This window comes from Catenulispora pinisilvae (assembly GCF_015356865.1).
Taxonomy (GTDB): domain Bacteria; phylum Actinomycetota; class Actinomycetes; order Streptomycetales; family Catenulisporaceae; genus Catenulispora; species Catenulispora pinisilvae.
Genome location: NZ_JAAFZA010000200.1, coordinates 1 through 19,368 on the forward strand (window position 1 = coordinate 1; position 19,368 = coordinate 19,368).

The following is a 19,368-nucleotide window of genomic DNA, read 5'->3' on the forward strand; positions in this document are numbered from 1 at the left end:
CCCCACCCCCACCGCACCCCTTCATTTACCTCTGCATCAGAGCTAAAATCGAAGTATGACCGCTGCCACCGAACCCTCGGACCTCGAGAACGTCCTCGCAGGCCTCACGCGGCTGATTCGCCGCCGGCTGCGGGCCGGGTTGCGGCTGCCGCGGCTGCGGGGGGCCGAGATCGAGCTGTTGCGGCTGGTGCGCGAGCGCCCGGGGCTGCGGGTGTCCGAGGCCGCCAAGGAGCTCGGGCTGGCCGGCAACTCGGTGTCCACCCTGGTCAAGGGGCTGGTGGAGCTCGGGATGCTGGAGCGCGTCGCCGATCCCAGTGACGGTCGGGCCACCTTGCTGCACGTTACGCCTGAGGCCGACCGGCGGTTGCTGGAGTGGCAGGAGCGGCGCTCGGTGCTGGTCCAGAAGCATATCGACCGGCTGTCGGAGCAGGATCGGGCCGCGCTGACCGCCGCGCTGCCGGCGATGCGGGCGCTGGCCGCGTCGCTGCATGAGGAAGCCGAGAGCGGGATCGGTGTGGAAGACGCGGCCGAGGCCGAGTCCGGCAGCGGTGCCGTCTCCGAGTACCGAGAAGGGGAAGTGGGCATATGACCGTCACCGACTCCCGACAGCCCGCCGCCGGTCCGGGCGCCGAGGTCGCGGCCATCGCGGTCACCGGCCTGGTGTACGCGTTCGGCCAGACCCGCGCCGTGGACGGCATCGATCTGACGGTCCCGGCCGGGGAGGTGTTCGGCCTGCTCGGCCCGAACGGGGCGGGGAAGACCACGGCGATCCGGGCCATGACCACCCTGCTGAAGGTGCCGCCGGGGATGATCCGGGTGTTCGGGCGTGATGTCGCCCGGGACCGGATGGGTGTGCGCCGGCTGCTCGGCTACGTGCCGCAGCAGCTGTCCGCCGACAGCGGCCTGACCGGCCGGGAGAACGTCGCGCTGTTCGCCCGGGTCTTCGACATCCCGCGCCGGGAGCGGGCCGAGCGGGTCGCCGAGGCGCTGGAGATCGTCGGGCTCGCCGACGTCGCCGACCGGATGGCCGGTACCTACTCCGGCGGCATGGTGCGCCGGCTGGAGCTGGCGCAGGCGCTGGTCACCGCGCCGCGGTTGTTGATTCTTGATGAGCCGACGATCGGATTGGACCCGATCGCCCGGACCAGCGTCTGGGAGCGGATCGACGATGTGCGGGCCGCGACCGGGATGACCGTGCTGGTCACCACGCACTACATGGACGAGGCCGACCAGTACTGCGATCAGCTGGCCCTGATGCACCAGGGCCGGATCCGGGCCACCGGCACCCCGGAGAGCCTGAAGCGGGACCTCGCCGCGGCCTGGCACGACGCCGGCCGGGACGCCGAGCCGACGCTCGAAGACGTGTTCCGGCACTTCGCCGACAGCGAACTGCTCGGCGACCAAGAGGGAGGGACTTTCCGCGATGTCCGCCGTTCCCGTCACACCGCCTCCCGTGTCGGCTGAAGCCGCGCCGGCCGCGCCGGTCGCACCCGCCGCGCCCCGGCTCCTCTACAAGCCCGCCGAAGTCCGCACCGGCTGGCGCGTGCTGCCCACGCGGATGGCCGCGATGTGCGCCGTGGAGATCCAGAAGCTGCGGCACGACCGCACCGAGCTCTACACCCGCGCCATCCAGCCCGCGCTGTGGCTGCTGATCTTCGGCGAGACCTTCACCCGGCTGCGGGCCATCCCCACCGGCGGCCTGCCGTATCTGGACTATCTGGCGCCGGGCATCATCGCGCAGTCGGCGATGTTCATCGCGATCTTCTACGGGATCCAGATCATCTGGGAGCGGGACTCCGGCGTGCTGACCAAACTGCTGGTCACGCCGACCCCGCGCGCGGCCCTGGTGGCCGGCAAGGCGTTCGCCGCCGGGGTGAAGTCGGTGATCCAGGCGGTGGTGGTGGTGATCATCGCCGCGCTGCTCGGCGTGGCGCTGACCTGGAACCCGTTGAAGCTGCTCGGCGTGGCCCTGGCCGTGGTGCTCGCCTCGGCGTTCTTCTCCTGCCTGTCCATCTGCATCGCCGGCATCGTGCTGACCCGGGACCGGCTGATGGGCATCGGCCAGGCCATCACCATGCCGCTGTTCTTCGGCTCCAACGCGCTCTACCCGGTGTCGCTGATGCCCGCCTGGCTGCGGGTGATCAGCAAGGGGAACCCGCTGAGTTACGAGGTGGACGCGCTGCGCGGGCTGCTGATCGGGACCCCGTCGCACCTGCCGCTGGACTTCGGGGTGCTGGCGCTCGCCGCGCTGGCCGGGATCGCCGGCGCTTCGGCGTTGCTCGGGCGGCTGGCGAAGTAGGGAAGAAGTGGGGAAGTAGGGGAGGGGCTGCGACCTTCGACAGGCGGCCTGGCCGCACCCGACGCAGACTGGTCAGGATGCCGATCCGTTGGAGGACCTGTGGCAACCCTGACCGTATGGAAGTTCGATGCCCCCGACGGCGCCGAGAAGGTGCTGGCGGAGCTGGAAGAGCTGCAGAAGCAGGAGCTGATCAGGGTGCTCGACGGCGCCGTGGTCAGCTGGCCGGCCGAGGCCAAGCGGCCGAGGACCTCGCAGCTGGCGGACCTGACCGGCCGGGGCGCGCTCGGCGGCGCGTTCTGGGGCTTCTTGTTCGGGCTGCTGTTCTTCGTCCCGCTGCTCGGTATGGCCGTCGGCGCCGCGGCCGGCGCGCTCGGCGGCTCGATGGCGAACGTCGGCATCGACAAGGACTTCATCGAGCAGGTGAAGGCGAAGGTGACGCCCGGGACGTCGGCGTTGTTCGTGCTCTCCGCCGACGAGGTCGAGGACCGGGTGCTGCCGACCTTGGAGCGGGCCGGCGCGGAGCTGATCAAGACGAACCTGTCCGCCGAGCAGGAGGCGCAGCTGCGCGAGGCGTTCGCTGAGGACATGGAGCAGGCCGGGGCCGCCGGTGGCCCGGCGAGCGGTGCCGCTGCGGGCAACGCCGCGCCCGCCGCGACTCCGGCCCCGACCTCGGCGCCTAAGCCCGGCCCGCCCCCGGCCCCGAAGCCCGGGCCGTCCGCGCCGCCGAAGCCCGGCCCGCCTCCGGGAGCCCGCGCGGCGGGCGCGGCTGCGGCCCGGGACGGGATTGCGGATTCCGCACCGACTCCCAAGAACAGCTGAGCTCTTGCCACTGTCTGTCTCTCGGTCCGGCCGCCGACTGCGCGGCCGGACCGAGCTTTCGACATGTGGCCTCGGATACCGTGCCGGAATGAGCTTCCGGCTGGCGGCCTACGCCGTGTGCATCGTCGATGGCAGAGTTCTGCTCGCCCGCCATGTGTCGCCGACCGGCGAGAGCGTCTGGACCCTGCCCGGCGGCGGGGTCGAGCACACCGAGGACCCGTTCGACGCCGTGATCCGCGAAGTCGCCGAGGAGACCGGGTGCGAAGCGGTCGTCGAGCGGCTGCTCGGCGTCGACTCGCGGGTCATCCCGATCTCGGAGATGCGCGTCCCCGGCCCGGTACCGCACCAGAACATCGGCATCTTCTACCAGGTCCGGATCACCGGCGGCGAGCTGCGGCCCGAACCGAACGGCCAGACCGCCGAGTCGGTGTGGACCCGGTTCGCCGACGTGCCGTCCCGGCGCCGCTCGTCGCTGGTCGACGTCGGCCTCGCGCTGGCACTCGGCACGCCGGCGACCGGCCACGTGGCGCCGGTACCGGTCGGCGGTCTCGTCCAGCACTGATGTCCGGATACTCGATAGGAGAACTATGGAAGCCGTCGATGCGAACGTGGTGCACGCCGCCGAGGACATGGTGGCGGAGGGGGCGCCGATCTTCCCGCACGGGGCGTCGCCGTCCGTCGGCGACGACGGGCGGGCCGACACGATCGACCCGGCCGACGGCGACGTGTTCGACGTCGTCGTGGTGGGGGCCGGCCCGACCGGGGAGAACCTGGCGGACCGGGTGCACGCCGGCGGGCTGAGCGTGGCGATCGTCGAGCACGAACTCGTCGGCGGCGAGTGCTCGTACTGGGCCTGTATGCCGAGCAAGGCCCTGCTGCGGCCGGTCGCCGCGGTGGCCGACGCCCGGCGGGTGGCCGGTGCGGCGCAGGCGGTCACCGGTGCCGTGGACGCCGAGGCGGTGCTGGCGCGGCGCGACGAGTTCGCCGCGAACTGGAAGGACGACGGCCAGGTCGCATGGCTGGACAAGGCCGGACTGTGCCTGGTGCGCGGACACGGCCGCCTCGACGGGGAACGCCGCGTGGTGGTGCGCACTCCGGACGGCGGCGAGCGGGTCCTGACCGCACGGCACGCGGTGGCGTTGTGCACCGGCACGCAGGCCGCGGTCCCGGACCTGCCGGGGGTGTCCTCGGCCAAGGTGTGGACCAGTCGGGAGGCCACCAGCGCCAAGCAGGTGCCCGGGCGGCTGGCCGTCATCGGCGGCGGCGTGGTGGCCGTGGAGATGGCGACCGCGTGGCGGGCCCTGGGCAGCGCGGTCACGATGCTCGTGCGCGACGACCGGCTGCTGGCCGGGATGGAGCCCTTCGTCGGGGAGATCGTCACCGAGGCTCTGGGCGAGTCCGGAGTGGACGTGCGCTTCGGCGCGTCGGCCACGGCGGTCGAGCGCCGAGCCGACGGAACGGTCGAGCTCACCCTCAGCGGCGGCGGCAGCTTCACCGCCGATGAAGTTCTGTTCGCCACCGGCCGCCGCCCCGCGACCGCGGACCTCGGCCTGGAGACCGTCGGTCTCAAGCCCGGCGGATGGGTCGAGGTCGATGACACCGGCGTGGTGCGGGGTGCCGGCGGGACCTGGCTCTACGCGGCCGGGGACCTCAACCACCGTGCGCTGCTCACCCACCAGGGCAAGTATCAGGGCCGGATCTTCGGCGGCGTGATCGCGGACCGGGCCTTCGGCCGGGAGCTGGACACCGAGCCCTGGGGCCGCAGCGTCGCGACCGCGGATCTGCACGCCGTGACCCAGGTCGTGTTCTCCGATCCGGAGGCCGCGGCGGCCGGTTTCACCTTGGAGCAGGCGCGGAGCAAGGGTCTGCGAGTGCGGGCCGTGGACTACGACCTCGGCCAGGTCGCCGGGTCCGCGCTCTACGCCGACGGCTACCGCGGCCAGGCCCGGGCGGTCATCGATCTGGACCGGGAGGTGCTGGTCGGCGTCACGTTCGTGGGGCCCGGTGTAGCAGAGCTCGTACACTCCGCGGCGATGGCGGTCGCGGCCCAGGTGCCGGTGTCCCGGCTGTGGCACGTCGTGCCCGCCTACCCGACCATCGGCGAGGTCTGGCTCCGGCTGTTGGAGACTTACCGGGGCTGATACGGGCAGATTTCCTAATCCGCACAGACATATAGCGATGTAGCACAACCCGCTGTCCAGGTGGTCGGAGCCGATGTCGGCTCCGACCACTTTTGTCATGCCCGCGATTCCGGGCCCGGATAACGGTTTTGAGCCACCGGGTCGTCCTGACCAGCATGGGAACGTTCACAGGAAAAACGTTCTCGCAGGACCCATAGTCGCAACTCAGAACGCTTGCTAACGTTACCGAGGTCACCTTCGAACCCCGTTCGAGAACTCATAGCTCGTTGGAGGGATGGTGCCCATGGCGCGCCAGGTAAGTGTTCGAAGAAGGATGGTGAAGGTGGCCGGAGCGGCCGTCTTGACCGGAGCCTTAAGCGTTGCAGCAGGTCTGTCCGGAGCGGCCGGGACGGCGTTCGCCGCGACCGGCGGGGCCGGCGGCGTCACGCCGGTGGCCAACCCGGCGGCGGCGGTCAACCCGTTCCTGTCCACCGGCGACGGCGGGGCCGGCGGCCAGGCCGACGACTTCCCCGGGCCGGACGTGCCGTTCGGCATGATGCAGTGGGGTCCGGACACGACCCCGGACCGGCCGGAGGGCGGCGGCTACTACTACAACGACTCCCAGATATCCGGGTTCAGCCTGACGCACATGTCCGGCCCGGGCTGTGGGGCGTTCGGCGACGTGCCGATCCTGCCGACGGTCGGCGCTCTGCCGAGCAATCCGTCCAGTGTGTCGGCCCCGTTCAGCCACTCCGCTGAGTCGGCATCACCCGACTATTACTCGGTGACCACCGGTACCGGGGCCTCGGCGGTGAAGACCGAGCTGACCGAGACCGCGCGCTCGGGCATCGGCCGCTTCACCTTCCCGGCCGGGACGCAGTCCAACCTGCTGTTCAAGCTGACCGGCTCGCAGAACGGCGACTCCGCCACCACCGCGCAGGTCGTCGGCAACAACGAGGTGAAGGGCTCGGTCACCAGCGGACACTTCTGCGGTGCGGCCAACACCTACACGCTGAATTTCGACATCGTCTTCGACCAGCCGTTCACCGCCAACGGCACATGGACCGGGACGACCGTCACGCCGGGCAACGCCCCGGCCGCTGCGAAGACCACGCAGAAGACGACGCAGAGCACGAACACCCAGGCGCCGACGTCCGCCGCGAGCCCGGGCAGCCCGACTGCCGCGCCGAGCCCGAGCGCCAGCCCCAGCCCGGCCGGCGGCACCGGTTCGACGACCGGTTCGACCGGCTCGACGACCGGCTCGACCGGCTCGACCGCGGCCAAGCCCGGCGCGCTCCCGGCGCCGACCCTGCACGGCGCCATGCCGGCCGCGCCGAAGACGGCCGTGAAGAACGACGCCAAGGCCGCCGCGACCACCGGCCCCGACGGTCTGTACCTGACCTTCGACACCGCCGCTAACCAGGTGGTCCAGTCCAAGGTCGGCATCTCGTTCACCTCCGGGGCCAACGCCTCGGCGAACCTGGCGGCTGAGCAGACCGGCTTCGCCTTCGACGGCGTGCACGCCGCCGGCGTCAAGGACTGGAACAACGAGCTGGGCAAGATCCAGATCGGCGGCGGCACCGCGGCCCGGCAGCAGATCTTCTACACCTCGCTGTACCACGCGCTGCTGCACCCGAACACGTTCTCCGACACCAACGGCCAGTACATCGGGTTCGACAACCAGGTGCACACCGTCCAGCCGGGGCACATCCAGGTCGCCAACTACTCCGGCTGGGACATCTACCGGACCCAGGCGCAACTGGAGGCGATCGTCGATCCGGCGATGGCCAGCAACGCCGCGCAGTCGATCGTCAACGACGCCGCGCAGAACAACGGCATGATGCCGAAGTGGGCGATGAACAACGGCGAGAGCTACGTCATGGTCGGCGACCCGGCCGACGGCGAACTCGCCGACTACTACGCCTTCGGCGCGCGGGACTTCGACACCGCCTCGGCGTTGAAGTACGCGTTGGCCGAGGCGAACACGCCCAACAACATCCGGCCGGACCTGGCCGCCTACGAACAGCTCGGCTACGTCCCCTCCGACGCCGCCAACACCTGCTGTAACTTCTACGGCCCGGTGTCGACGACCGAGGAATACGGCGCCGCCGACTACGCCCTGGGCCAGTTCGCCGGCGCGCTCGGTGACAAGACCGACGCCGCCGCGATGCAGACCCGGTCGCAGGACTGGCAGAACCTGTACAACCCGGCCACCGGGATCATCGCGCCGCGCAACACCAACGGCACGTACGTCCCGACCACGCTGACCGACTCCGGCAACTACGTCGAGGGCGACGCCTCGCAGTACCGCTGGCAGATCGGCTGGAACCTCGGCGGTCTGGTCACGTCCATGGGCGGCCCCGCCGCGGTGCAGAAGCAACTGGACACCTTCTTCACCCAGCTCGACGAGGGTCCGCCCTCGCCGTACGCGTTCGTCGGCAACGAGCCGGACATGGGTGTGCCGTGGGTGTACGACTGGGCCGGCGCGCCGTGGAAGGCGCAGCAGACCGTGAACCGGCTGCGGACCCAGATCTTCACCGACGACCCCAAGGACAGCATGGGCGGCAACGACGACCTGGGCACCATGTCGTCGCAGGAGGTCTACGCCATGCTGGGCATGTTCCCGGCGGCCGCCGGCAGCGCGGACATGGCGTTGAACAGCCCTGAGTTCCCGCTGGAGATCGTCCACCTGGGCAACGGCAAGTCCATCACCGTCAACGCCCCCGGCGCGGACTCGGTGAAGAACTTCTACGTCCAGAACATGAAGCTGAACGGCTCCCCGTGGCACTCGGCCTACCTGCCGGCCTCGGCGTTCACCCACGGCGCGACGCTCGACATCAAGATGGGCTCCACCCCGAACAAGGGCTGGGGCGCGGGCAAGAACGACGTGCCGCCCTCGGACGGCGCCGGCCAGCAGCCCGCCATCGGCCACCTGTCGGACCAGCAGGTCCAGGTCGCCCCGGGCGGCACCGCGACCGTCACGGTGTCCGCGCAGGACGTGCTCGACCAGCACCAGAAGATCGGCGTGAGCGCCACGGCGCCCTCCGGTGTGACCGCGAAACTGTCCTCCTCGTCGCTGCACCTTTCGCCGGCCGGGCAGGATTCGCTGAAGGTGACGATCAAGGCCTCGGCCTCGGCGGCGCAGACCTTCTACACCGTGCCGGTCAAGCTGACCGACAACGGCAAGGCACTGCCGACGCTGAACCTGACCGTCCTGGTCACCACCAAGGGCAGCCTGCTGTCCACCTTCGACAACAGCGGCATCGCCGATGACACGGCGGTCACCTCCGCGGTGAACGACGTCAACTTCGACGGTGGCGGTTACAGCTACTCCCAGCAGGCGCTCGCCGCCGCCGGGATCAACCCCGGCAAGCCGACCACGGTCGGCGGCATCACCTACAACTGGCCGCTGCCTTCCTCCGGCTTCCCGGACAACACCATCGCCGCCGGCCAGAAGGTGACCGTGTCCGCGCCGGCCGGGACCCGGCAGTTCGGTCTGCTCGGCGCGGCCGACGGCGGTCCGAGCCAGGGCATCACGACCCTGACTTACTCCGACGGCAGCACCTCGCAGTTCTGGCTCGGGCTGTCGGACTGGACGCTGGGCGGCGGCAAGGCCAAGGCCTCGTTCGGCAACACCGACGCCGCGACGCTGCCCTACCGGGACTGCGCCGCCTGCACCGGCGGCAAGGACACCACCGTGACCCACGTGTTCTCCACGGTGCTCCCCGTCGATCCCACCAAGACGCTGGCCTCGGTGACCCTGCCCTCCGGGGCCGACCAGGGGCGGCTGCACGTGTTCGCCCTCGGGACGTCGACCGCCGCGCCGACCGGCGCGGTGGCCACCGCGGTCAGCCCGTCGCCTGCTGCGGCGGGGCAGCAGGTGACGGTGACCGGCACCGGCTTCGGCGCCACCCAGGGCACCGGCTACGTCGCCTTCAGCGACCAGGGCGTCAACTGGGGCGCCCCGGGCAACTCGGCGGCGTTCACCGTGGACTCCTGGAGCGACACGGCCGTCACCTTCACCGTGCCGAACCCCAGCGGGACCAACGGCCAGTTCCACGTCTACCCGGGCACCAACGCCTCGGTGAGCGTGGCCAACGCCGCCGGTCAGGTCTCTGACGGCAAGGTCTTGCCGATCACCCCGACCGCGAACCCGGCCGACTACTACGACAACACCGGCACCTCGCCGGACAGCAACACGGCGTGTGCCAACTTCGACGGGGACGGCTACAGCTACTCGGCCGACGCCCTGGCGGCGAACGGGATCAAGCCCGGCGGCACCGTCACCTCCGGCGGTGTCACCTACACCTGGCCGAACGTCCAGGCCTGCGGCGCGGACAACATCCTGCCCGCCGGCCAGACCATGCTGGTGACCGGCAAGGCCGGCGCGACGAAGCTGGGCGTGCTCGGCTCGTCGACCAACGGCGGCTCCGCCGGGCCCGTCACCCTGACCTACACCGACGGCACCTCCACCACCCAGACGCTCACGCTGAACGACTGGGCCAGTGGTCCGGACAGCACGGACGCCGCGATCGCCACGATGCCCTACCGGAACAGCACCTCCGGCGGCTCGCAGTCGATCACGATGTACGTGTTCGCCACCACGGTGCCGTTGGACTCGACCAAGACGCTGGCGTCGGTCACGTTCCCGAACGTGTCCGCGTCGGTGGGCAGCAACACCACCGCGATGCATGTGTTCGCGGTGAGCCAGGGGTGATGCGCCGCTGCGCGTAGATCTCTGAGTAAGGCCATCTGGAAAGAGGCCGCCGACTGTCCCCCGGTCGGCGGCCTCGCCCTTTTCCCCGGTCAGCAGTCCCGCAGCGCGGGGGATTGGTTCAGCAGCTGCGCGCGCTGCGAGGTGAACTTGGCGTAGGTGGCGGTGTTCTCCGCGCCCGGCTGGAACGCCGCGACCCGGTGGCAGTTCTGGAACGCCAGCTTGATCTCGAAATGCCGCTCCAGACTCCCGCGGATGGAGTCGCTGGCCAGCGCGCGCAGCAGCTGCCCGCGCTCGGCCTCCGACGGCGGCGGGACCTGGTTGTCGGCGAACTCGGCGGCGCCGGCCAACAGATCCCGCGCCAACGAGGCGACCATCTCGTAGGCGTAGGGCAGCGAGGTGCGGACGGTTTCGACGAACGCTGCCGGGTCCACGTCACCGGCCTCGGCCTGGGCCAGCAGCTGCGGGGAGACGTCCAGGGACATCAGGGTTCCACCTTTCTGGGGGTGATCATCAAGCGAACACGGCCGACAGTGCCTGCGGGCCGTGCACGAATTCGGGGTCGACGTGGGCGGCCAGGTCGGCGCCGGTGGCGCGGTCGGCCCAGGCGCGGGCGTTGCGCAGGTGGAACTCGACGGCCTGGCGCTGGAATCGGGCCCACGCCTCGGGGTCTTTGGGGCGGGCTTGGGCGGCGCGCGCCAGGATGCGCAGGACCTCGCGGTACTCGGGCTCCAGCAGGTCCAGCGGCTCGACCCGCCCCTGCTCGGCGGCGCGGACATAGCGCGAGGTGCCGAAGCAGGCGAGCAGGTCCGCGCCGACCCGGTCGCGGAGGAAGTCGACGTCCTCCGGGCCGGTGACCTTGTTGCCGACCACGGCCAGGGCGACGTCGTAGCCGTCGGCGTAGTCGCGGTACTGCTGGTAGACGCCGGTCCCGCGCACGGTCGGCTCGGCCACCAGGAAGGTGAGGTCGAAGCGGGTGAACAGGCCGGAGGCGAAGCAGTCGGCGCCGGCGGTCATGTCCACGACCACGTACTCGTTCTCGACGTCGACGAGGTGGTTCAGGTAGAGCTCGACGGCCCCGGTCTTGGAGTGGTAGCAGGCGACGCCGAGATCGTCCTCGGCGAACGGGCCGCTGGCCATCAGGCGCAGGTTCGGGGCCGCGGGGACGCTCCAGTCGGTGTGGAAAGGGTCGTCGCCGCCCGCGACGCGCAGGAGCCGGGACCCGCGACCGGCCGGGGTGGTCTTCACCATGTCGGCGGCGTCCGCGATGCGCGGGTTGTCGCCGCGCAGGTACTCCTTCGCCCGCGGCAGGTGCGCGCCGAGGGCCGGCACCGCGGCCGCCTCGCGTTCGCCGAGGCCCAGGGCCACGCCGAGGTGCTGGTTGATGTCGGCGTCGACCGCCACGACCTTGGCTCCGGTGCTGGCGAGGTGGCGGGCGAACAAGGCGGACAGGGTGGTCTTGCCACTGCCGCCTTTGCCTACGAAGGCGATTTTCATGGGGTGGTGCTCCGGTATCGGGGTGCTGATGGGTGCTGACAAGTGCTGGTGCGCGCTGACGGGTGCTGGCTCGGTCGGTGATCGGTGGTCCGCCTAGTTGGTGATGATAACTGTTTTCAATTGGCGGCGGTGGTAAGCGTAGCAGCGTTCTGCGGTGGGGGTGGGCGGATGACACGCTGTGCGGCATGACCACAACGGAACGGCTCGCGTCCGTGGCGCGCGAGTATTTGAGCGAGGCAGACGCTGCTGCTTGGACCGCGTTGCTGCGGCCGGGGGCGCGGTTGGTGCGGGGTGACGGTGACGGTGGCCGTGACGGCGACCGGGGCCGTGACGGCGGGCCGGTCGCCGCGCGGCTCGGCGGCGTGCCGCGATTGCCGGCGGACGCCGGTTGGCCGCGGTGGGAAGGCCACGGGCCACTGGGCTTTGTCGCGTCGGTCGACTGCGCGGCGGCGGCCGAGGCCGGGGCGCTCGATATCGCGTGGCCCAAGGACGGGACGCTGCTGTTCTTCCTCTACGGCGAGGCTGAGCTCATCGACATCGACAAGCCCGAAACGCAGGCCGGGGCGCGTGTGGTCTATGTCCCGGCGGACGCTGAGGCCGTCGAGTGCGAGGTGCCCGAGCAGATCGAGGTGCTACCGGAGGTCCCGCTGAGTGCGGTGGCAATCGCGACGGAACCGGGGGAGTACCACCGGGCGGTCCGCGACGCGTTCCCGGTCGAGGCGGACGAGACGCGGCGCTTCGCGAAGCGGCCGGTGAACGAGCGGCGCTTCGTGCGCGCCCTGGAGGCGGCGCTCGACGTGCCCGACGTGCGACACCAGCTGGGCGGCTGGGCGATCGCGATGCAGGGCGACGTCGAGGACGAGGCGGCGGTCACGGCGCTCGGCGGCGGCTCGGCCCCGCCGGACCAGATCGGCGGGGAGGCGCGCCGGTGGGTGCTGCTCGCGCAGTTCGACACCGATGAGGAGGCGGGGTTGGAGTGGGGCGAGACCGCGACCGCGTATTGGATGATCCGGCGCGAGGATCTGGCCGCCGGGCGGTTCGACCGCGCTCTGTTCACGATGCAGTGCTGCTGACCCGGCACCGAGGGCATGGCTGCTAGCCCTGCGTAGTCCTTAGCTCTGCTCAGCCCGGCCAAGCCGCCAGCGCCATGTCCACCACCCGCTGCAAGTCCTCCTCGCTGGCGCCGTCGCGGGCCTGGGTCGACATGCCCTGGATCACGGCCGCGTAGAAGGTGGCCAGGGCTGGTGCGTCCGTCTTCGGGGGCAGTGTGCCCGCGTCGACGTCCGCCGCGATCCGGTTCGCGATGGCCTGCTTCGTGGCCTCGCGGTAGGCGCGCAACTCGGCGGCGACGTCCTGGGAGGCTTCGGTGGTGTTGGTGGCGCCGTCGATGACCAGGCAGCCCGGCGGGTGGGCGGCGGTGTCGGTGTACTTGGTGGCGGCCAGGCGGAGCATCGTCTCGATCACGCCGCGCGCGGTGGTCTGGCCCAGTGCGCGGGAGCCGTAGTCGCCGTGGGTCTCGGCGTAGCGCTCGACGGCGGCGCTGAAGAGTCTGCGCTTGTCGCCGAAGGCGGCGTAGAGGCTGGGCGGGTTGATGCCCATCGCCTTGGTGAGGGTGGCGATGGAGGTCGCTTCGTAGCCGTGGCGCCAGAACTCCATGAGCGCCGATTCCAGGGCCTGGTCGCGGTCGAAGCCGCGGGGGCGGCCCTTGGTGGTCGTGGTCACGGATTCATTCTATAGCGATCGCTAGCGAATGTGGTAGCGTGCTTCTGTAGTGACCGCTACAGAAGCTTTGGAGGGGACTTCCCATGCGCGCTGTCTCTCAGGACACGTTCGGCGGCCCGGACGTTCTGCACATCGTCGACGTGCCCGAACCCACCCCGCTGCCCTCGGAGGTGTTGGTGCGGGTCCGGGCCGCCGCGGTCAACCCGATCGACGCCGTCGTCCGCTCGGGCGGCTTCCCACTGCTCGGGCAGCCGCCGTTCACCCTCGGCTGGGACATCTCGGGGGTCGTGGAGGAGGTCGTGCCCGGCGTGACCCGGTTCGAGGTCGGGGACGAGGTGTACGGGATGCCGTTCTTCCCCCGCGCCGCGAACGGCTACGCCGAGTACGTCGCCGTCCCTTCCCGCCAGCTGGCGCGCAAGCCCGCCGCCGTCGACCAGGTCCACGCCGCCGCGCTCCCGCTGGCCGGCCTCACCGCCTGGCAGGCGCTGAACGACGCGGCAAAGGTGGCGCCCGGTGACCGGGTCCTGATCCACGCGGCCGGCGGCGGGGTCGGGCACCTGGCCGTGCAGATCGCCAAAGCCCGCGGCGCGTATGTCCTGGCCACCGCCGGCGCCGCCAAGCACGAGTTCGTCCTCGGCCTCGGCGCCGACGAAGTGGTCGACTACCGCACCGCCGACTTCACCCGCGAGCTGAAGGACGTGGACGTGGTCCTGGACGCCGTCGGCGGCCCGGTCGGACGCCAGTCGATCAGCGTGCTGCGGCCCGGTGGGCTGCTGGTCACGATCGTGGACCGGACCGACCTGGAGCTCCGCGCCGCGACGATCGACGCCGGTCGGCGGTTCGCGGGCATCACCGTCGAGCCGGATTACGTCGGGCTGGAGGCGCTCGCCGAGCTCGTGGACGCCGGGAAGCTGCGGCCGTACGTCGAGCACGCGCTGCCTCTGGCCGAGGTTGCCAAGGCGCATGAGCTGATCGAGTCCGGCCGGACGCGGGGCAAGATCGTCCTGACCGCGTGAGACCGCCGCCCCGCCAGACCGCTCCGGGGAGCGGCCGACGGGGCGGCGGTCGGGTAGGGATCAGTGCAGTGGTCAGTGGTCAGGGACCAGTGATCACAGGGACTAGGGATCAGTAGGAGAACTGCTCGATCTGGCTCCAGTTCGGTCCGTAGGTGTAGCCGGTCCGGGTCTTCGGGTCGATCTGGATGTCCGGCTCGGCGGTGAACGACAGCGGACCGCCGAAGCCCTGGGTGAACTCGAACGAGGACAGGGTCTTCAGCACCTTGCCGGTGTCGGTGTCCACCACGTCGATCTGGCTGCGGGCGTTGCTGTCGGTCTGGATCCCGCCGGGGTGGCCGAAGATCGACAGCGGCTGCGGGCTGGCGTAGGCGATCAGCGCCAGGTGGTGCGCGCTGTCCACGGCCACCGGACCGGCCTGCTGCTGGCGCAGCGTGCTGGAGGTGCCGGCGGCCAGGGTCTTCTCGTCGACCTGGTTCAGCGTGGTGTGGCTGAGGGTGTTGACGCTGAAGCTGGCGTAGTTCAGCAGCGTGGCTTTCGAGCCGTCCTGCGCCGAGGCGAAGCCGACGCCGCAGGCCGGGACGAACCCGGTGCCGACGCTGACCGCGCCGGTGGCCTCGCTGATGTTGATCACCGCGTTCGACTGGCTGCCGAAGCACAACGCGCTGTTGGGCAGGTACGCGAGCTGGACGGTGCCGGTGCTCGGGTCGATGTCGACGCCGTCGTAGTGGTGCGCCGGGGCCTTGGCGGCGGCGTCCGGTTCGACCGGGGTGCCGGGCTTACCGGTGCTGACATCGACGTTCAGCAGCTCGTCGTGGTAATCGGGCTTGGCCCACTGGAGCACCCAGGCCTGGTGCGAGGTGGCGTCCACCCGGCCGCCGATGACGTCGCCGGGCGGGTTCTGCACCACCTGCGGCGTGCCGACCAGGCCGCCGTCGGCCAGGCTCCGCACTTCGAGCTGGTAGGAGTCCTGGTTCAGGGTGTGCATCAGGACCACGCGGTGCGCCGAGTCGTCCACGCCGATGATGGCGTAGGGCCCGGACTGCGTGGCGTCGGCGGTGATGACCGAGCCGTAGGTCCCGTTGGCCGGGTTGTAGTGCACGACCGACTCTCCGGGGTCGGAGGCGTCGGTCAGCACGGCGACCGAGTCGGCGCCCTTGGCCGCGAAGTCCACGGCCTGCGAGCCGTTCGGCGGCAGCCCGTCGTCCACGACCAGGGCCGAGGAGGGGGAGGCCTGTCCGGCGGCCTTGCCGTCCCGCCCGACCGGCAGGATCCGGACGTTGTAGGACGAGGACGAGCCCAGGCCGAGCTTGATCGCGTCCAGCGTCACGGTCCCGGACCGGGCCGGGAGCTTCTGGTAGACCAGCGATCCGGCGTCGTAGCCGTCGCCGTCCCGGGCCGTGCCGTTCTGCGCGGTGAAGGTGTTGAGCGAGTTCCACAGGGTCGGCGCGCCGGAGGAGATCTCCAGCATGGCGCCGGCGGCGCCGGGCACCTGGTCCACCGAGTAGTGCACGCTGAACGTCGGCGTGCTGCGCTTGACCTCCACCTGGTGGCCGAACGCGGCCGAGGCGTCGTCGCGGTGGCCGCCGGCGGCCAGCGTCGGGGCGTCCGGGCGCCGGTCGGCGGTGAAGCCCGCGACCCGGATCGGCGTGGACTCGCCGTAGGTCGGGTACTGCGGCTCGGAGTAGTTCTGGATGATCGAGATGCCGTAGATGCCGCCGCCGGAGGTGAACGCCGAGGCCGGGATCGTGATGTCACCGGAGGCGCCGGTGAGCGGCGCGGTCCAGACGTTGGCGTAGAGCGGGGCCAGGACCGGGCTCCAGTGGCCGACGGTGGACACCGCGATCGTCGGCGACTTGAGGTTCCGCACGCCGGTCAGGTCGTAGTGCACGGTCACACTCTGGCCCGCGTTGACGGTCGCCGGGGCGGTCGGTGCCTGGGCCTCCAGGTACGTGCCGTCGGTGGCGCTCAGCGTGATCGACTGCGTGACCGACGCCGTCGAGCGGCCGTGGGAGAGCACGTCGAAGCGGACCGAGACGGTGCGCGGTGTCGTCGACACCACGGGCAGCCCGGCCGCGGTCAGCAGCTGGGTGGGCGTGAGCCGGATCGCCGGGGTGGCGGAATCGAAGTGCTGCGATCCGACGGTCAGCCGGTAGCTGCTGCCGTGCCCGGCGTTCACCACGTCCGCGGCGAAGGTGAGCGGGCCGACCAGGCCCTCGCCGGTGTTGGCACCGCGCACGTCGGCCGGCCCGGCCAGGTCGATCGAGGTCGGGTCGGTGCTCTCCAGGAACTCACCGCCCTCCTGGCCCAGCAGCTCATGGTGCTGGACGCCGAGGCGGACGATCTTCGTCGGGCCGCTGCGGGCGTCGGTGCTGCCGGTGCTGTCCGTGTTGGTGCCGACGGGGTTGGTGCCGCCGGCGGTGGTGCTGTCGGCGTCGGTGCCCTCGACCACGGCGTTGTCGTCGTCCCCGTGCCGGGCCGACAGCAGCCGCTCGACGGCCGCGGTGAGGTCCACCTGCGGGCCGACGTTCAGCGTCCGGTCGATCTGCGCCGGGGTCGCCACCTTGCGGGCGGTGTGCTCCAGCAGGTCCCTGATCTGCTGCGGGTTCAGGGTCCGGCCGGTCAGCTTGGCCGCGCCGTCGACCACGGCCGCGGCGGCCGCGACCTCCGGGGCCGAGGCCGAGGTGCCGCCGGTCAGGCTGACGTCGACGCTCTGCGCCGACTTGCCGATGGTGTGCGAGAACGCCGGGATGTTGTCGCTGGGCGCCGAGACGTCGATCCGCGAGCCGAAGCCGGAGGAGAAGTCGCCGCCGCCGGAGATCCGGGTCTCGGCGACGGTCGCCGGGCCCGCGGTGCCGGCCGAGAGCGTGTCGTCGGTGGTGCTGCCGCCGGCCGCGATGGCGCCGCTGTCCTGGACCAGGCTCGGGGTGGTGGAGTTCGAGTCGTCGTCGATCGTGCTCGCCTGGTGCGCCGAGTGCGCCACGTCGGTCGGCGTGCTGCCGCCGTCCGGGCCGACCGCGGTCGGCGTGTACAGCCGGGTGCCGTCGTTGGCGGCGATGGAGACCGTGATGCCGTACTGGTGCACGATCTGCGCGATCGTGGCCTGGATCGCCGGGTCGTCCTCGAGGTAGCGGCCCGGGAAGCCCTGGCTGTCGGTACCGAAGCCGAGGCTGGCGTTGATCACGTTGGGCCGCGGGCTCTGGCGCGCGGCGGCCAGCAGCGCGACCCGGATCTGGTCGACCGACGGGGTGGCCGGCACCACCAGCCGGTACTGCGCGCCCGGGGCGATGCCGAGCAGGTCGGTGAAGCCGCTGCCGGTGTTGGCGGGCCGCTGGTCCTGGTGCGGCAGCGGGGCCATCACGCTGAAGTCCAGCATGATCTCGCCGTCCGCCTGGTCCTCGTTCTCCGTGGATCCCAGGGGATTGAGATGCCCGGCCGGGTCGGAGACGTAGGTCGGGATCAGCGGCATGGACGGCAGGTCCAGGTAGCGCTGGCCGTTCTGGACGATCGTGGTCGGGCCGTAGGTCTTGACGTAGCCGTCGCCGGCGGCGGCCATCGAGGCGTCGGTGAGGTCCCCGACGCAGACGTTGGTGATGATCTCACCCTGTCCGGGCAGCTTGCCGTAGCGGGAGGCCAGGTCGCTGTAGGCGCCCAGGGCGTCCACACCGCCGGAGTTCATCCAGCTCTCCAGCGAGGTGGAGATGCCGTAGTTGTCCGGCAGGCCCGAGGTGTTCGCCACCGCCAGGCGCTTGTTCACGGTGGCCGTGGCGTCGTTCTTCGCGGCGGCCACCAGGGAGCCCGGGATCGGTGTGCTGCCGCTGATCATGCTGGTGGCCTCGTGGCCGGAGGCGGCGGCCGCGGCGTTCCCGCCGGGCACCGGGTGGTCGGAGGCCTTCCAGCTCTCGCCGAACGGCGTGGTGCCGGCCGAGTCGAACGTATAGGTGGGCCGGCTCGGAACGGTCGGTGCGTTCGAGGCGGTGGCGGCGCTGGCCACGCCGAGCGACCCGGCCGCCAGCGTGGAGCCGGCGACCAGGGTCGTGATCAGGCGTATTCGACTTCTTACACTGTGCATTCGGTTCCTCACACGCTTCAGCGAATGAACTGTGGGGAACAACCTGGCAGCGTCCGAGTCGATGGCACAAGAAGGCCAACGGGGCGTATTCTCGCCACCCGGCGTCTTTACGCCACCGCGCGCGAATAAGGGGGCTGACGTGCTGGAATCGGTGGGCCTGCCGGAACCGTGCGGAACGGTGTACTCGGCGCTCGTTGAGCATCCGGAGTCCGGGGCGTCCCGGCTGGCGGAGGTGACCGGTCTACCGCTCGGTAAGGTCCGCGCCGCGCTGGACCGCCTGACCGCCGAGGGCATGGCCAGCCGGGCCCCGGGCCGGGCGGCGCTGTGGTTCGCCTCGGCCCCGGACGTCGCGATCGGCTCCCTGGTCGGCCGCACCGAACAGGAGCTGCTGCGGGTCAGGTCCTTGATGAACGAGTTGATGGACAGCTACCGCTCGGCCGCGCGATATACGGACCCCTCGCTGTCGGTGGAGGTGGTGCGCGGCCACGAGGAGATCAGCCGCCGCTTCGGCCATCTGCAGACCGAGGCCCGGCAGCAGATCCGCGGCTTCGACCGCCCGCCCTACCTGGACGCCCCCGGCACCAACCACGAGCACGCGGCCAGCCGGGCCCGCTCCGGCCTGAGCTACCGCGTCATCTACACCCGGGCCGCCCTGACCTGGCCCGGCCGCCTCATCGAGGACATCCGGGGCTCCCAGGCCTTCGGCGAGCACGCCCGGACCCGCCCCACGCTGCCGATCAAGATGGTGATCGGCGACGACCGGCAGGCCCTCATCCCGATCCGCGACCCCGAGGAGGCGCTGACCACCGCCTACGTGATCCACCCCTCGTCGCTGCTGGACGCGCTGATCGCGTTGTTCGAGGCCGAGTGGCGGCTGGCGCTGCCGATACCCGGGACGTCGGAGGCGGGGCCCGATGAGGAGACGCGCGCGTTGCTCCTGCTGCTGGCCTCGGGGCAGACGGACGAGGCGATCGCCCGGGCTCTGGGGTGGAGTTTCCGCACGACGCAGCGGCGGGTTCAGGCGCTGATGCGGAGCCTGGACGCGACGACGCGGTTTCAGGCGGGGATGGAGGCTCGGGGGCCTGTCTCTTATAAACATCTCCGAGACCACG

Annotated in this window: 14 protein-coding genes; 10 read left to right on the forward strand and 4 right to left on the reverse strand. The window is 71.1% G+C overall.

From position 1 onward, the window contains the following. Positions 1 to 55: 55 nt before the first annotated feature. The 7 genes from IZR01_RS37150 to IZR01_RS37180 all read left to right on the forward strand — a co-directional run bounded on the left by IZR01_RS37150 (position 56) and on the right by IZR01_RS37180 (position 9,955). Positions 56 to 589 carry a MarR family winged helix-turn-helix transcriptional regulator gene (locus IZR01_RS37150; protein ID WP_194926588.1) on the forward strand — a complete coding sequence of 178 codons (534 nt, stop codon included), beginning with the start codon at positions 56 to 58 and terminating at the stop codon, positions 587 to 589. Next, positions 586 to 1,464: an ABC transporter ATP-binding protein gene (locus tag IZR01_RS37155; RefSeq protein ID WP_194899982.1), complete on the forward strand. Its 879-nt coding sequence runs from the start codon at positions 586 to 588 to the stop codon at positions 1,462 to 1,464. The genes IZR01_RS37150 and IZR01_RS37155 overlap by 4 nt, the downstream gene beginning before the upstream one ends. Then, entirely contained in the window at positions 1,424 to 2,299 is an 876-nt protein-coding gene (locus IZR01_RS37160) for an ABC transporter permease (protein WP_194899983.1), read from the forward strand. The genes IZR01_RS37155 and IZR01_RS37160 overlap by 41 nt, the downstream gene beginning before the upstream one ends. A gap of 99 nt (positions 2,300 to 2,398) precedes the next feature. Further along, entirely contained in the window at positions 2,399 to 3,118 is a 720-nt protein-coding gene (locus tag IZR01_RS37165; RefSeq protein ID WP_194926589.1) for a DUF1269 domain-containing protein, read from the forward strand. A gap of 88 nt (positions 3,119 to 3,206) precedes the next feature. Then, complete coding sequence (locus tag IZR01_RS37170) at positions 3,207 to 3,680, forward strand: NUDIX hydrolase (protein WP_194926590.1); 474 nt, start codon at positions 3,207 to 3,209, stop codon at positions 3,678 to 3,680. Between the two features lie 25 nt (positions 3,681 to 3,705). Beyond that, positions 3,706 to 5,259: a dihydrolipoyl dehydrogenase family protein gene (locus IZR01_RS37175; protein WP_194926591.1), complete on the forward strand. Its 1,554-nt coding sequence runs from the start codon at positions 3,706 to 3,708 to the stop codon at positions 5,257 to 5,259. 322 nt (positions 5,260 to 5,581) lie between these two features. Next, positions 5,582 to 9,955 (forward strand): GH92 family glycosyl hydrolase, encoded by a 4,374-nt coding sequence (locus IZR01_RS37180; RefSeq protein ID WP_323747212.1) that lies wholly within the window; start codon positions 5,582 to 5,584, stop codon positions 9,953 to 9,955. 89 nt (positions 9,956 to 10,044) lie between these two features. Here IZR01_RS37180 and IZR01_RS37185 read toward each other — a convergent pair whose 3' ends face one another. Then, the gene (locus IZR01_RS37185; RefSeq protein ID WP_194926593.1) at positions 10,045 to 10,437 is read right to left on the reverse strand and encodes an SCO5389 family protein; all 393 of its coding nucleotides are present in this window, start codon (positions 10,435 to 10,437) and stop codon (positions 10,045 to 10,047) included. A 28-nt stretch (positions 10,438 to 10,465) separates the two neighbouring features. Beyond that, positions 10,466 to 11,449 carry an ATP-binding protein gene (locus IZR01_RS37190; protein WP_194926594.1) on the reverse strand — a complete coding sequence of 328 codons (984 nt, stop codon included), beginning with the start codon at positions 11,447 to 11,449 and terminating at the stop codon, positions 10,466 to 10,468. 185 nt (positions 11,450 to 11,634) lie between these two features. Here IZR01_RS37190 and IZR01_RS37195 point away from each other — a divergent pair, with 185 nt between their 5' ends. Further along, complete coding sequence (locus tag IZR01_RS37195) at positions 11,635 to 12,522, forward strand: YwqG family protein (RefSeq protein WP_194926595.1); 888 nt, start codon at positions 11,635 to 11,637, stop codon at positions 12,520 to 12,522. A gap of 49 nt (positions 12,523 to 12,571) precedes the next feature. Here the strand turns inward: IZR01_RS37195 and IZR01_RS37200 are convergent, their stop codons facing one another. Next, on the reverse strand, positions 12,572 to 13,171 hold the full coding sequence (locus IZR01_RS37200) for a TetR/AcrR family transcriptional regulator (RefSeq protein WP_323746569.1): 600 nt from the start codon (positions 13,169 to 13,171) through the stop codon (positions 12,572 to 12,574). A gap of 83 nt (positions 13,172 to 13,254) precedes the next feature. On the opposite strand from IZR01_RS37200, the gene IZR01_RS37205 reads away from it, so the two are divergent. Next, entirely contained in the window at positions 13,255 to 14,187 is a 933-nt protein-coding gene (locus IZR01_RS37205) for an NADP-dependent oxidoreductase (protein WP_194926596.1), read from the forward strand. A gap of 109 nt (positions 14,188 to 14,296) precedes the next feature. Here the strand turns inward: IZR01_RS37205 and IZR01_RS37210 are convergent, their stop codons facing one another. After that, positions 14,297 to 18,256: a peptidase S8 gene (locus IZR01_RS37210; RefSeq protein WP_194926597.1), complete on the reverse strand. Its 3,960-nt coding sequence runs from the start codon at positions 18,254 to 18,256 to the stop codon at positions 14,297 to 14,299. Positions 18,257 to 18,395: 139 nt separating this feature from the next. On the opposite strand from IZR01_RS37210, the gene IZR01_RS37215 reads away from it, so the two are divergent. After that, positions 18,396 to 19,368, forward strand: a 973-nt coding sequence (locus IZR01_RS37215; RefSeq protein ID WP_194926598.1) for a helix-turn-helix domain-containing protein, incomplete at its 3' end; no start/stop codon positions are given.